We start from the raw sequence: 13,971 nt of genomic DNA on the forward strand, positions 1-13,971 counted from the left end.
GGCAGTCTCCTTGGCCTATTGGATTTGAAATTCCGGTTCGGAAGTGAAAACCGCGATGAGCGCGTCCGGTTGCCGGTAAAGGCCAGCCCGGGCGTCGTGCACGTACCGTTCGATGAGGTCGAGGGAATGGCGTTGCAGGCCCGCGTCCCCGGCCTTTTCGCGGTCTTGCAGCCACTGCCACAATTCCCGTTTGACTTCCGGGAAAAGCGTGTCCTGGGTATGCGAGACGATCTGCCGGACGAGGTCGCACAGGTCGCGGACCATCAAGGCCGCTTCGTTGTATCGGCTGCCGTAAGCGGCATCCGCCTTGGACAGGCGCTTGACCTGGACGGCGAGTTCCAGATTCTTGAGATTCCTGTATCCGAACAATGCGTTCGCGCTGGCCTGGCGCAGCAAGGCCTCGAGATACAGTTTTTCCACGGCCCGGACACGGCCCGCGTTCTTTTCGATTTCATGATCGAACATGGCGGCGCGCCGCTTGAGGTCGGCGATCTCGCCGTCCCGTTCCTTGAGCCTTTCCGCGAACGCGTTGTTGGCCTGGCTGCTGACGAAGTTCCGGGAAGCCTCGCTCTGGGCTCTCGTTACGAGTTCGCTATTGTCCGCGGAGAGTTGCCTGTTGAGCGCCTCGAGTTGTTCGATTCTTTCCTGCGTTGCGGCGCTGTGTGCCGTGCCTGCAAAAGCGTGTCGCGACTGGCCGGCTTCCTGCAACGCCTGCGTTTTCTGCTCGAGTTGGCCTTGCAGCGTCCGGTTCGTCTGCTCCAGTTGGAACAGCGTCGCCTTTTGCGCGGCAAGCTCCTGCTCCAGCGTGCTGATCTGTCCGGCCTGGAGGGTCATGGCCGCCCGATCCCGCTCCTGCCGCTCCTTCAGGAAACGCTCCTTGTCCTGCTCCGCCTGGGCCGCCGGGCTGCTGGACGCGCTCGGGCCGGGCTGCGTCAGCCCGAGGGTCTTGCGGTATTCGGCGAACGCGCCGTCCATCTCATCGGCAGTGACCTGCATGGCCGAGATGCGCGTGCCGAGAACCAGCCGAAAACCCAGGCGCGGCGCGCGGTATGGCGCGCCGTCCTTGTCGTGGGCGAGATGCTCGTTGCGCAGCGACGCCGACGGCTCGGCATGGGTGTAATCCGTGCCGCGGATCACGAAATCGCCGAAGCGGCCCTGCTGGTAGTCGGGGGAAAAAAGATTGAGGGTCAATTCCTGGGCATTGCCCAGCATGTCGCGAATGCCGAGGGGGTTGGGCTGGATATCCGGGCTGCCGCAGGCATGGAGCTTTCTCCCGGCATTGTTTTGCAGCCATTCGTGCCGCATGGGATCGTCGCCATAGGGATGGGGCGCGTCGTACAGGGAACGATCGGCGTCGAGCGTCGCGACTCCGCCACGGGCGGCGAACTCCCACTCGGCTTCCGTGGGCAGGCGGCAAAACGCCGGCGCGCCCCGAAAGCGGGGCAGGCTTGCCTGCTCGTGCGAAAGCAGCCACTGGTTGAGGGCTTCCAGAAAGGCATAGATTTCCGACACGGTCACGGCGGTGACCGGCAATTTCGGATCCCCGCCCGCCTGTTGGGCGGGCACGTTCTCCTTGTGCGCATGGCGCAGGACGGCGGCCCATTGGCCCTGTTGGACCTCCGTTTCTCCGACGTAGTAGAGCCAGTCCGGCCGGCTGTTTCGCGTTCCCACGAAGCTGCCGGAAAGCAGGGTCTCCGTGAGCTGCGCCTTGTAGCCGTGCTTTCCCTCCCGGGAGCCGAGCTGCACCTGCCGGGCGGCGAAGAGCTTGTCGGAACCGACCCCGAGATAGACGGCGCGAAAGGCCAGCTCCCCCCCATCGGGCAGGCGGACGACCAGTCGGTCCGGCAGGTCGGGCGGCGGGGCGGCCCACGCGGAACCCGCCAGAAGCGAGACCCAGGCAGCGAGCAGCAGCCAGGCGGCACGACGCCGCAAGGGCGACGTTTCGCCCACACGCCGCGCCAGGGCTTTGCGGACAGCGGCGAATCGCAAGCGGTCATTCACGGATGTATTCCCCCGGGTCGATGCGCAGGACGGAAAGGGCGGCCAGCAGCGAAGCGACGGACGTCGTCGCCAGGATGCCGCCGACAAGGGCCGAGGCGGGCAAAACGCCAAGCCGCGTCAGGGAGGCGTCGCGCAGGTCCACAACATGCGCCGCGACGTGGCCGAAGACCGCATAGGCGGCCAGGGAAAGCAGGATTCCCCCAAGCACGAGGACCAGGCTTTTGAGAAAGGGAAAAAGGAAAAGCGCGCCGGTATGCAGCCCCAGCAACTGCAGCATGGCCATGTCGCGCCGCTTGCGTCGGATGCCGGCATGGACGTCGGCGGTCACGGCGAAAAAGCAGGAAATGCCCGAGACGACCACGATCAGGCCGTAGAGTTGCTCCATGTAGCGGGAGAGCAGCAGGATTTTACGCACGGCGGCCACGTTCGAGACGGGGTTTTCCAGGGCGGGCATCGCCAGGCGTCGCCCGGCGGCGCGCACGAAGTCCACCAGCCCTTCCACCTCGGCCAGGGACGCCGCATAGGCCCGGAAATAGCGGATGGCCTCGTCCGTCACGTCGAAGGCGCCCGTTTCCGGATGGTAGGTGGCCTCTTCCCGGCGGGCGGCGTGCATGCGGCCGGCGAGATCCCGGGGGACGGCGACATGGCCCGGCCCCACCTCGGCCGCCGGGCAGGCCGTGACGGGAATGGCGACGATCTTCTCCTTGTCGCCGGAAGGAAATTGCAGACGCCCCGCGACGCAGCCGCCGAAATCGCCCAGGGTCTCGGGATTGAGCCAGGCGACGGGCCGGCCCGGGGCGGCCGCCAGCGGGGGAGGCGCGAGGCTTTGGGGCAGCACCGTGAGTAGAAGCGGCCGCTTGCCCGCGGCGCTCTCCAGCATCACCGGGAAGTTGTCCAGAAAAGGCACGGCCTCGACCTCGTAGCCCAGGTTGTCGTGCTGGTTGACCATGGCCTCGATGTCCGCGTCGAAGACCCGGCTTCCCACGGGTTTCCACAACATGACGCGCATCCCGGGCGGCAGGGCCCAGCCCGCGGCGTCGACCGGCGCGGGCGGCTGGCTGAAGCCCGATCTGCCGGCGACCATGCGACGGTATTGCTCCTGGGTCGGGAAGCGCCGGGCCAGGGTCAGGATGCCGTCGTATTCCGGAGTGAGCGAGGTGGCGGCTCCCGGCAGTCCGAAGAGGGCGAAAGCCTGTCCGCCGCGCCACCGGTACAGCCCGTCGAAGACCCGGCCGGACATCCATATCTTGTTCACGTCGGGCTGGGGCAGGATGCCTGCCAGGCGAAACGTCAGGACATACCGTTCCTCGCGGCCGGAATCCCGCACGAGGAGCACCTTGAAGGGGTCGCCGATCCGGCTGCCGGCGCGTGCCGCCAGGCGCTCCGACACGACGACGGCGGACGGATCGTCGCCCAGGGAAATGTGGTTTTCCACCAGCAACGGGTCGCCGTCTTCCGTGGGGAAGGCGTTGACTTGTTCCCCGAGCCCGGGAACGTCCAGCATCAGGTAGGCCGTGGGCGAGGCCGCGACGAAGGCCGACCGGCGGCGCAGCGCCTCCAGCCAGGCCGGGCCGAGGGGCGTGGTCAGGGGGGCGCTCGGCGTCACCAGGCGGCTGTCCGGATCGTGTTGCAGCCTGTCGCGCATGGCCCCGATCACGCCGTCCTTGAGGCCGAGCAGGATGAACAAGGGGGTGAAGATGGCCCCCAGGGCCAGGACCAGGCAGACGGACAGGACCCACTCGTAACGCAGGTCGGCGGCGACGAGCCTGGCGACGTGGAGGCTGTCGCCCAGCCAGCCCTGGTTTCGGGGGACGGCGCTCATGGAAGGCGGCACGGCGCAAGCGCCGACTCGAGTCCCCGGCCGGAGTCCTGCGCGATCTGGAAGCGGAAGGCGGCGTCGGCGCTTCCCCGGACCATTTCGGGGGCGTGGGTGACGAGGATGAGGCTGATGCCGTTTTCGCGCGTGAGCTGGCGAAACGTCTCCAGGATCGTCCTGGCGCTCGGGGGGTCCAGGGCGGCGCTCGGCTCGTCGGCGAGGATGATCCGCGGCCGCCGGGCCAGGGCGCAGGCCAGGGAGGCCTTTTGCCGCTGCCCGCCGGAGAGCCTGGCCGGATAGGCGTCCAGGACCCCGTCGAGGCCGAGGAGCTCCGCCAGGTGGCCGGCCTGGCCGGCGGCGGGTTGCCCCAGCCGGGCGGCGAAGCGGATGTTGCCCCGGACCGTGAGGCATTCGAGCAGTCCGCCGCCCTGCAGGGCGTAGGCGAAAAAGTTCCGTCGCACCTGGCGCTTGTCCCGCCGGGACAAGGCGTCCAGATTCGTGGTCGCGCCGCCGGTGAGAACGAACTCGTCCGCGTGGTCGGGCGTGAGCAGCAGCCCGAGCATGTCGAGCAGGGTGCTCTTGCCGCAGCCGTTGGGGCCGAGCACCGCCACGAACGCGCCCGGCGGGACGTCGAACTCCGGCACCGTGATCCGGATGCGCCGCCGTTTGTCCCCGCGCGTTTTCCACATGTTCCTGATCCGCAGCCCCACGGCCGCTTCTTCCGGCATGCCCGGCCTCCGTTCAGGGGAGCTGGTCGAGGTCCAGGGCCACGACCCGGTCGCTTTCCCGCGCGCCCTGGTTGAGCTTCTTCCAGATGCGCGGGTTGGCCTGCTGCCGCAGCAGGTCCTCGTAGTGCCGCAGCTTGTCGGCCATGGCGCGCACGAAATCCCGGACGATGTCCTGGTTGCGGAAATCGTCGCGGGTCTTCATCATGATTTCGCTGTGGTAGGGCAGCTTGTTGATGCCGAGCGGCATGCTGAACACGTCCCTGAAGTTGACGGCGGCCGGGTCCACCATGGTGAAGCGCGTGTTCCTGGACACCAGATCGAAGAAATCGAGGGCGGTGCTCTCCTCGCCGCGCAGCGCCGCATCACCGAGGCCCTTGAGTTCCCGCACCCGGCTTTCGAGCTCCTCCAGTTCCGCCCGCGTGAGCAGCACCATGGGGGCCAGAGCCTCGCGGGCCGGCTTTTCCAGCACCTTGTCGCACACCCAGCCCCGTACTTCCCTGTCGGGCAGGGAGTTGTCGGCCCGCAGCAGCACGGCCTGCTGGAAAATCAGTTCCGTCAGCGATCCAGGTTCGGCAGGCGGCAAGGGAGTGCCCGAGGCGCTTGCCTTGGCGTAGATCTCGGCCGCCTGCATCGCCTCCTTGAAATGCGCGAACATGAGGCCGCACAACTGCGAGGAGCCGGCGTCCACGGGAAAGAAGTGCGTCGTCTCCGGGCTGGTGCCGTAGGCGCCGGCAAAGGTCGCGGACAACTCTTTGAATTGCCGGATGCCCTGTCGTTCGTAGTCCTTGGATTTGGTGTTGCGCAGATAGAAGGAATTGATGGCGATGCTGCGGATGTGCGCCTTGTCGCGCAGGACCCTGGCGGTGTACCCGTCCTCGTCGCGCCCGGGGGCGTCGCCCACCAGGAACACGAGCCGCACGGCGTCCTTGCGCCATTGCAGGCTCTCCAGCGCCTTGTCCAGGCCCTGGAAGACGCATTCGGGAAAGTCGTCCCCCTTGACCACCGGATACTGCGCTTTCACGTCGGCCAGGACGGAGACGAACTCCCGGCCCGGCAGGGTCCGCGACGTGTACTCCTTGACGACGTAGCCGAAGGCGGGATCCTTGTCCCGGTAGCCGACGAAGCCGAAACGCAGGTCGTCGTCGGCCGACGCGCCGATGAAGTCCCGCATCGCCCGCAGCACGTCGTCCAGGTGGGGCTGCATGGACTCGGTCGTGTCCATGACGAACACGATGTCGATGGCGAGTTTTTGTGCGGCCCGGGGGGCTTCCCGCGAACGCGTCCTGGCCGCGACGTCGAGCAGCCGCGCCGCCATGCCGTCGAGGGGCAGCGTCTCTTCGGCGGCGGCGGGGAACGTGTCCAGGAGCGGATAGAAGATGGCGGAATCCTGCGCGACCCCCACGGTCGGCTCCTGGGCGATGATCCCGGTTCCTGCGGCCTTGCCGTCTTTCAGGCGCTCTCGCAGGTCCTTGAGCCGCTGGGCCCGCTGGGCCGGGGCGAGCCGCGCCAGGGCGAGCAGGGCTTCCTTGTCCTTGAAAAACAGGGAAGGGTCCCGGTTGAGGGGGTTGGTGAAGCGCATCGCCAGGGCCTGCTTCCAGGGGATCGCGTCCTTTTGGGCCAGCCAGCCGGCGGCCTGCGGCGACCACTGGGGCGGCTTGATCCTGGGCACGTAGGCGTCGGTGACGCGGTACCATGTCTCGCCGGCCGGATCCTGCTTCTGGTCGATCACGCCGAAGGCCTCGTACTGCTGGAGATTGTCCCTGACGACAGGGCTCGAGGCGTCGGGCGCGGCATGGATCCGGGCCTGGCGCAGGGTCAGGACGCGCGACACCAGCCAGGGCGGGGGCGGCACGCCGTCCCACCAGGCTGTTTCCGAAGGGGAAAGCCGCACCTCCCGCTGCACGCCCTGGCGATACCGGTCCTGGTTGCGCCGGGCGCGCTCCCGGCCCACCTGTTCGGGGGCGAGGCCGAGGTCGGCGGCCATGAGGGCGTTGAGGGCCCTGCGGTCGTTGTTTTCGGCTTCGGCCGTTTTTCTGGCTTCGGCGCTGCAGGGGCCGTTTATTTCGAGCATGCCGTCGAGGCGCTCGCCGAGGCAGCGCGCGGGCCCCAGGAGCAGGTCGTCCAGCGCGCCGCGGCGGGCCTGCATGGAGGCGAAAAGCGTATCGTAAGCGTCCTCGCCGAAGGCGCGCGCCGGCAGCAGGGCGAGGACGCAAAGGACGAGGAGGGCCAACGGCGCGGGCGTGCGGGGATGCGTGGTCATGGGGTCACTGTTCCTTCGTCAGCGTGCTGGAGCCGGCCTCGACCTTGCCGTAGACCCACCAGGGATCGAGGTTCGCGACCAGTTGGACGGGCGGGGCCGGGTCCTGGGCGTTGCTGCGCAACAAAAGCGTCCCTTCCCGCATGGCCGGGGAGGCGGACTGGAAGCGGACGGTCAGGCTGGCCTGCTCTCCGGGCTCCACGACCAGCGGCTGCCCGGGCACGGAGAATTCGGCCGGCCGCGCCTCGCAGTCGGCGATGACGAGCCTGCCGTCGCCGACGTTTCGCACCGTGAGGGTCGCGGTCGCCACACCCCCCTTGGCGGGAGGAAAGGCCAGCGTGGTTCGGGCAAGTTGCAGCCGGGGCGTTCCCCCGGTCCCGGCGAGGAGAAAGGAAACAAGGACGGCCAGCAGCGCTGCGCCGACGCCGGCGAGGAGCCAGCGCCGTGGAGGAAGCAATCCTCCCGGCGTCTCGATGACCACCAGTTTCTGGCCGCAGGGCTTTCCGGAAACGGTCTGGCCGGGACATTTGGGATTGCCGCCGTCCATGGACGCAACGACGTCTTCTTCCGGGATCTTGCGGTTGTCGCGGGCGAGAAGGCAGGGGTCGTCGCCGAACTCGTTTTCGCAGCGGTAAAAGCGGTTGCGTCTGGCCATCACAACCTCGTCCGGTCGGCGAGCTGGCTCGCCAGAGTGGAGGCCGCCCGGGCCTTGGCGTCAAACAGCCGATACTTCGCGTCGCTTTCCTTTTTGCCGCTCAGCAGGAAGCAGCACCCGCTCATGTCCTTAAGGGCCTTGTGCAGCGCATCGAGGTCCGGCGCATCGGACGCGGCCATGCCGTCCCGAATCAGTTTCTGCAGGTCGATCAGGCAGTTCTCGTTGAACTGGTCGGTATAGAAGGAGTAGATCTGGATGGTTTCGACGGGAATGCGCAGGCCGAAGCGGCTTTGGCTCTCGGCGGCGACCTCGCGCGACAGCCGTTCAAGCGTCATGCCGCTTTCGACCTTGTCCGTGACGCGGCCGTAGGCGTCGAGCCGGCCGAAGAGGATCGGCTCGCCGTCCGTGTCGGGAACGCGCATGAGCCCGAGGGCCGTGGCCAGCATCACCTCGGGAAGATGTTCCGCCAGGACCGTCTTGCGGTCCGGCTTCATCAGGTCGGGCAACGGGGGGTTGTGGCTTTCCGTATGGACCTCGAAGGAGGTTCGCGCCGCATCCCGCGCGGTGCCCTGTTCCAGGCGGTCCCGGTATTTGGAGTGCAGGGCGTGGGTGACGCGCGCATGGCGGGCCGGAAAGAAGAAGGCCACGGAAAGGATGGCGATTTCGGTCGGATTGCGTTCCTCCGGCACGTCCTGGCAGGCGGTGTCGATGGTCTTCCAGTTGCCCTGGTCGCCGATGATGCTTTCGATCATCGCGTGCATCTGCTGCTCGAACGTCGCGACCTTGGCGCATTTGGGCAAAAAGACGCAGCGGCGCAGCACCGGCCCTTGGGTCGGCAGCTCCATGGGCTCGGAATTGGGATGGAAGGCGACCATGGGCATGGCCTTGCCGAGCAGTTCGCGCAGCCAGTGCGCGAGCTTGCCCTCCACCTGACCGCCGTAGTCGTTGTAGAGCTTGCGCACGATGTTCTGGCCGAGGATGCCTTCGAAATCCTTGACGTTCTCGCGCACCTCCCGATGGGCTTCCATGGCGTGCTGCTCGGAGAGCATCCGCAGCCGCTCGACGAGGAGGCCGCCGACCAGGTTGGTCTTCTCGTCCACGGCCATGTGGTCGTTGTAGGCGGCGAAGGTGGCATGGTCGCCGCGCAGCTTCTTGAGGGCCTCCATGGTCAGGTTGCCGTAGCGGTCCTGGACCTCCTTGTTGGCTTCGAACCGCTCGCGGATGGAGTCGTTCACGTACTGGGCGTCGACGAGGTAGACGACGTCCTTGCGGTCTTGCGGGGATTTCCTGTCGGAGATCCTGACTTTGATTTCCGCGGCGAAGCGCTCGGCGAGAAGTTTGAGGTTCGTGTTGAAGGTCGCCACCTGGTCGTGCAGGTAGACCAGTTCACGCAGCAGCTCGGTGCAGAATTCATGGCCGTATTGCATGGCATGCTGCATGGTCTGCCAATAGTGGTATTGCGTCGTGGCGATGCGGTATTCGTTGAAGAGCCGTTCCTGCTTGCCCTTGGCCCACCGGCCGCATTTGTCGTACTGGGTGCGGATCTCGTCGCGTTTGCGGTCGGCGTTGCGCACCTCGTCCACGGCCTTGCGCTCCTGCTCGTCGTAGTACGTCCTGTCTTCCTCGATGCGCCGGGACAGATGCTCGACGACGTCGGGAAGATGGTTCAGGGCGTATTCCGGGTCCAGGCGTTCGATGCCGAAGATCAGGTCCCTTTCGACGTAGGCGCGGATGGAGCCCGCGCGGGCGCTGATCTCGTTGGGTTCCCGCCGGGCCTTGAAGTAGTCGAGCACGCCGCCGGCGTCGCCCCGGGCACGGAAGCCCCTTTGCCAGACCTTGTCCGCGCGCCGGTCGAAGTCCGTGAGCCATTGCCGCCGCTCCTTGTCCGCGCCAAGCTGCTCCCGGACTCTTTTCTCCTGTTGCTCCAGCGTGTTGCGCCATTCCACCTCGTAGAGCTCGAATTCCGGCTGCCCGGTGACGTCCTCCACGAGGTCCAGGCACAGGTGCGCCCGGGTCGCCTTCCAGATGGAACGGCGCTTGCCGACGAAGCTGTCGGTGGAGAAGTCGCGAGGGCTTTCCAGGTAGCGCTTGTCCCACTTGTTGAAGATGGCCCGCAGCAGGTACTGCCGCCCGAAGGAGTAGGAGAGCTTCTCCCGTATCTCCCGTTCGGGGATGGCCACGCGCTGCACGCCGTAGCTGATGAAGGCGGTGGAGCGCGCGCCGCCGTTGGCGTCGGCGGGGAACTGGTTGCGGTCTTCCATGGTCAGGGCGTCGCGCAGGGACTTGGGCAGGTCGCCCATCTGGCGCACGGCGACCTGGAAGAGGAATTCCGCCGCGTTTTCGATCTGCTGGGCCAGGGGGACGTCCACGTCGCTTTCGGTCGTGTCCGTGAGCAGGGCGACGGCCTTGTAGGTGTCGCGCAGGTCCTTGGTGGGCAGGCCGTTGCCGGCCTTGGGCACGGCCAGCCTGGCCGGGCTCGCCGCCCGGATGTCCCAGGGCTCGTAGATGCCCAGGCGGAAGGCGTTGAGCTCCAGCAGGGCGGCGTACTGGTTGGCGTAGAAGTTGCCCGTGTTGGTGCTGCCCACGTCCTTGGCCGTGACGAAGCCGTGGATGAACAGCTGGTAGCTGCCGGGCTCGTCCTTCAGGTGGCGCTGGATCTGGGCGACCACGTCGAGGAGCGCGCCGCTGCCCGTTCCGGCGGCCAGGGTGCAGGCGACGTGGATTTCCGCGCCGACCTGGCCGTTTTTGCACAGCTCCTTGATCCGGTCCGCCACGGCCTGGATCACGTTGGCGATGTTGTCGCCGTTGGCCAGGGCGAGCCGCCCCATGCGCCGGATCTGGTTGCAGCCGTTGGGGGTCCTGGTGCCTCGGGTGATGTCGCGCACGAAGTCCATGTCCCGCCGCACCCAGGGCTCGATGCCGGGATAGCGCTCGATGCTGCCCAGGATGGCTTCCAGGCCCTCCGGGTTCAGGAGGACCTTCTCCTTGTCCTTGAGGTGCAGGGTCTTGCCGAAGACGCGCCAGCCCTGGAGGCGTTCCCCCTGGCCCTCCAGGTCCGCCCGGTTGGAATCGACGCTGAGCGTGGCGATGCGGGATTCCACCGGCTGGCCGCCGTATTCGTCGTGAAAGGCGTAGACGTCCGGATACGATTCCCCGGTGTTGCCGCGGGAGCGCCATTCCACGTAGAGTTTCTTCTTCAGCTCCCGGACCACGGCGCAGCCCGTGCCGCCAAGCCCGATCAACAGGAAATTGTGCTGTGCCATGCTAGCCTCCGATGTAGCGCGGGGATGCGCGGTGTTCCGGGATGTCGGCCAGGGCCGCGCGGATGAGCAGCCCGATCGTGATCGCCTGGACCAGGAGAAAGACCGCGACCAGGACGGCGCGGGAGATGACGACGATGCGCGAGGCTTTCGCCTTGAGCTCCACGAGGATGTTCTCGCTGGCGATCTGGATGGCGTCCTGGGCGTGGTAGGTGTTCGTGCCCGACGCGAACACCTGTTCCATGTCCTTGGTGATGGCCTGCTTGGCCGCGTCGGGATGCGGCCAGAGGATCGTGCTGAGGAAGGGATGGTTGGCGCGGAAATGTTCCACCGCGCCGCTTGCATGGACTTGCGCCGCCGTCTGCTGCGCCTGCCTGGTGACCGTGGGGATGGTCGTGCTGGCGCTCGTGTCCGGGCGGGGATGCTTGGCGAAATTTTCCAGTTGCTTGCCTGCGGCGTCTCGCAGGGCGTACACGGCGTCGTAAGCTTGGCGGAACGTATCGTTGCTCCAGGAATCGTCCTGCAGGATGGCCCGCTTCCATTGTTCCACCATGAGCACGGCCACGGGGCCGGTATAGCGGCAGGTCACGAAGAGCAGGGTGCAGACCAGGGTGGTGGCCGCCGTGATGGCGCAAAACAGGCGGTGCTGCCAGTGGAGGGAGAACTGGCGGTTGAAATTGGCGGCCACCCAGCTGGCGAACCACCAGGACAGGCCGCCCAGCGCGAGGCCCGCGCCGCAGGTGGCCAGGAACATGCCGCGACTGTCCTGCCAGAGCTGGGCGATCAGCGCGAAGACGAGATGCAGGAAGTCCAGGATCATGGGATTGCGCCTCGTTGGTTGATGCGTTGCTGCCGATTATTGCGCCCTGCGTTTCATGCGCATGCGTTCGGGCGTCCGTGCCGCCATCTCTGGCGTCGCACATTTCGCCGGCCTACTTGCCGCACCCGGACAGGGGGGTGTAGTCGTATTGCGATTGTGCGGCCTGGTCCGCCTCGTGCATCCTTTCCATGACGACGACGATTCTTTTGTCCGGCGTGTTGTTGAGAATTTGCACGGCGGCCTTCCGGTTGAGGGCTTTGGAATTCAGTTTCTTTTTCCAGTCGAGGAGTTCGGCGTAGAGCTTTTCTTTTTCCTTGGAGATCGCCCGCAGTTCGGCCTTGACGTCGTTGTCCCGGATGTCGTTTTCCCCCAGGTATTTCACGAGAGCGTCCCAATCCGCCTGCATGCACTCCAGGGCCTTCCCCTGCTTGTCCAGGGCGAGCCCCGCCATATCCACGGTCTTTCCGTATTCCTTGCCCAGTTTTTCTCCGGCGTACCCGCCGGCAAGGGGCGCGAGAAGCATCGTGGCCATATTGTCGCTGCGCATCCCCATATAAGTTCCCGCAGCGAAGCCTCCGACAGCGCCGATCGCACCGGCGAACGTCTCATTGGCATGCTGCGGCTCGCTGGTGATTTTGGCGGAAGCCTCCAAAAGGGCGACTGCCTGAGGGTACCAATCGGCGAGGTAATGGGCGTTGCCGAGCGTATGGGTAGTGCTCAGAAGCAGAAGCACGGCTGGTATTGTGTAAGCTGACAGTCTTCTCATTGTTTTTTTCGAAGATAATAGTGTTTTTCCGCCAAGCCATGTTGTGTTGTGCGAAACATGGTCGGTGTTCCGTATTTGCGCCCGTAATTCCCGGGAAGCAGGCCTTGCCGCAAGGCAATAAGAAAACCTGTTGCCGCCGCCGTTGCACATTGCCGCCGGCTTCAGGCAAGCTCGCGCCAGAGCGCCCTGGACGCGCGCCGTGTGGCGCGGTCGGAATTTATATACAAATTATTTATAAATTCGCTCATGAAAATATTTAATTTACCTATTCACGTCAACCGTATTTTGCTCCTCCCGAATGTGCCTGGCCGTTTGACCCGATCCGGCCTGCCGCCCCTTGGGGAAACCGGCCGAAACGCGGACAGCCCGCGGCCGCCGTGGAAGCTGCCGCCGCTGCCTTTCACATGAAAGGGGGTGCGAAAATCCTTTCCCCGGCGCATGGCGCGCCGGCCGGCACCGGGGGGAACGTCGCGCCTGACCCGATGCGCCAGGCCCGGGAGCGATTCTTCCGATATCTGGACAATCTCCTGCCCGTTTGCCAGGATGGGATCGCATGCGGCGCGGCCGGCCGGAGACCGGGGCCGCCGAATGGAAACGCCGCAGCCGCGAGCGCTCCCGAAGCTGTCCTTCGCGCCTTGCCCCACGGCGCCATGACCGCGGCGACAAGCGCCCGTCCCTACGGAGCCCGACATGCCCTCTTCGCCCTGGATCGACGTCTCGGTGCCGCTGCGGACCGGCATGGCCCATTGGCCGGGCGATCCGGCCGCGCGCATCCGCCGCGACCTCGACCTCGCCAAGGGCGACCCCTGCACGGTGACCAGCCTCGAACTGTGCGCCCATGCCGGCACGCACATGGATGCGCCGGCCCATTACCTCGCCGACGGGTGCGGCATGGACGCGATGCCCCTCGACGTGGCCGTGGGCGTCGCCAGGGTGATCGCCCTGGAGGACGGCGACTCCGTCACGCCCGAGGCCCTGCGCGAGCACCGCATCCGGCGCGGGGAACGGCTCCTGTTCAAGACGGCCAATTCCGGGCGCTGCTGGGACAGGGACGACTTCGTGGAGGATTTCGTCGCCATCTCCCAGGCGGCGGCCGATTTCCTCGCCGCGCGCCAGGTGCGCCTCGTCGGCGTGGACTATCTTTCCGTGGCCGGCTATCGGGCCGACGGCGCGGCCGTCCACCGCGCCCTGCTCGGGGCGGGCATCTGGATCATCGAGGGCCTGAACCTGTCCCGGGTCCCCCCCGGCCGGGTCGAGCTGGTCTGCCTTCCCTTGAGGCTGGCCGGGGCCGAGGGCGCGCCGGCCAGGGCCATCGTCCGGCCCCTGGCCGGCAGGACCGGCTGAGGCCGGCCCCGCCCCTTGGCGCGTGGCGCGCCCCTGCTGCGCCCAAGCACGAAGCGGCGCCCAGGACACTGGCCTGCGTCAGGTTGACACGCTCAACCAGCCGTCGTACTTGCCTTTTTTGGCAGGATTCCGGGTGGGCGAAGCCTGCTGCCCGGTTCTCGGCGCAGGAGCCGGAAGCGACGGGCCTATTCACCCCGGCAACGCGTTGCGGTAACGTCCTTTCCCGGCAGGCCTTGTCGCCGGGCCTGGATCCGCTCCGGCGCGCCAGCCCAAACCGGCCGGCCGGGCAGGACGGCCCGGCCTTCGCGGCCCCGCCGGCCGCCG

Annotated in this window: 9 protein-coding genes; 1 reads left to right on the top strand and 8 read right to left on the bottom strand. The window is 66.8% G+C overall.

Annotated features, from left to right (window positions below; all coding sequences use genetic code 11):
• Nucleotides 1–15: 15 nt before the first annotated feature.
• The 8 genes from Q1K70_RS05005 to Q1K70_RS05040 all read right to left on the bottom strand — a co-directional run bounded on the left by Q1K70_RS05005 (nt 16) and on the right by Q1K70_RS05040 (nt 12,270).
• Entirely contained in the window at nt 16–2,001 is a 1,986-nt protein-coding gene (locus Q1K70_RS05005) for an SUMF1/EgtB/PvdO family nonheme iron enzyme (protein WP_300156494.1), read from the bottom strand.
• The gene (locus tag Q1K70_RS05010; RefSeq protein WP_300156496.1) at nt 1,994–3,823 is read right to left on the bottom strand and encodes an FtsX-like permease family protein; all 1,830 of its coding nucleotides are present in this window, start codon (nt 3,821–3,823) and stop codon (nt 1,994–1,996) included. Before Q1K70_RS05010 ends, Q1K70_RS05005 begins: the two co-directional genes overlap by 8 nt.
• Nucleotides 3,820–4,545, bottom strand: a complete 726-nt coding sequence (locus tag Q1K70_RS05015) for an ATP-binding cassette domain-containing protein (protein ID WP_300156498.1) — start codon at nt 4,543–4,545, stop codon at nt 3,820–3,822. Before Q1K70_RS05015 ends, Q1K70_RS05010 begins: the two co-directional genes overlap by 4 nt.
• Before the next feature lie 13 nt (nt 4,546–4,558).
• Nucleotides 4,559–6,805, bottom strand: coding sequence for a DUF1318 domain-containing protein (locus Q1K70_RS05020; protein ID WP_300156500.1), 2,247 nt, complete (start codon nt 6,803–6,805; stop codon nt 4,559–4,561).
• Between the two features lie 4 nt (nt 6,806–6,809).
• Nucleotides 6,810–7,457, bottom strand: coding sequence for a hypothetical protein (locus Q1K70_RS05025; protein ID WP_300156502.1), 648 nt, complete (start codon nt 7,455–7,457; stop codon nt 6,810–6,812).
• A complete protein-coding gene (locus tag Q1K70_RS05030; protein WP_300156504.1) occupies nt 7,457–10,720 on the bottom strand; it encodes a tubulin-like doman-containing protein in 3,264 nt (1,087 codons plus the stop codon). Before Q1K70_RS05030 ends, Q1K70_RS05025 begins: the two co-directional genes overlap by 1 nt.
• Before the next feature lies 1 nt (nt 10,721).
• Entirely contained in the window at nt 10,722–11,537 is an 816-nt protein-coding gene (locus tag Q1K70_RS05035) for a hypothetical protein (RefSeq protein WP_300156506.1), read from the bottom strand.
• 112 nt (nt 11,538–11,649) lie between these two features.
• On the bottom strand, nt 11,650–12,270 hold the full coding sequence (locus Q1K70_RS05040; RefSeq protein ID WP_300156508.1) for a hypothetical protein: 621 nt from the start codon (nt 12,268–12,270) through the stop codon (nt 11,650–11,652).
• A 723-nt stretch (nt 12,271–12,993) separates the two neighbouring features.
• Here Q1K70_RS05040 and Q1K70_RS05045 point away from each other — a divergent pair.
• Nucleotides 12,994–13,647 (top strand): cyclase family protein, encoded by a 654-nt coding sequence (locus tag Q1K70_RS05045; RefSeq protein ID WP_300156510.1) that lies wholly within the window; start codon nt 12,994–12,996, stop codon nt 13,645–13,647.
• Nucleotides 13,648–13,971 lie beyond the last annotated feature (324 nt).

It is taken from the genome of Solidesulfovibrio sp. (genome assembly GCF_029978005.1).
Lineage (GTDB): Bacteria > Desulfobacterota > Desulfovibrionia > Desulfovibrionales > Desulfovibrionaceae > Solidesulfovibrio.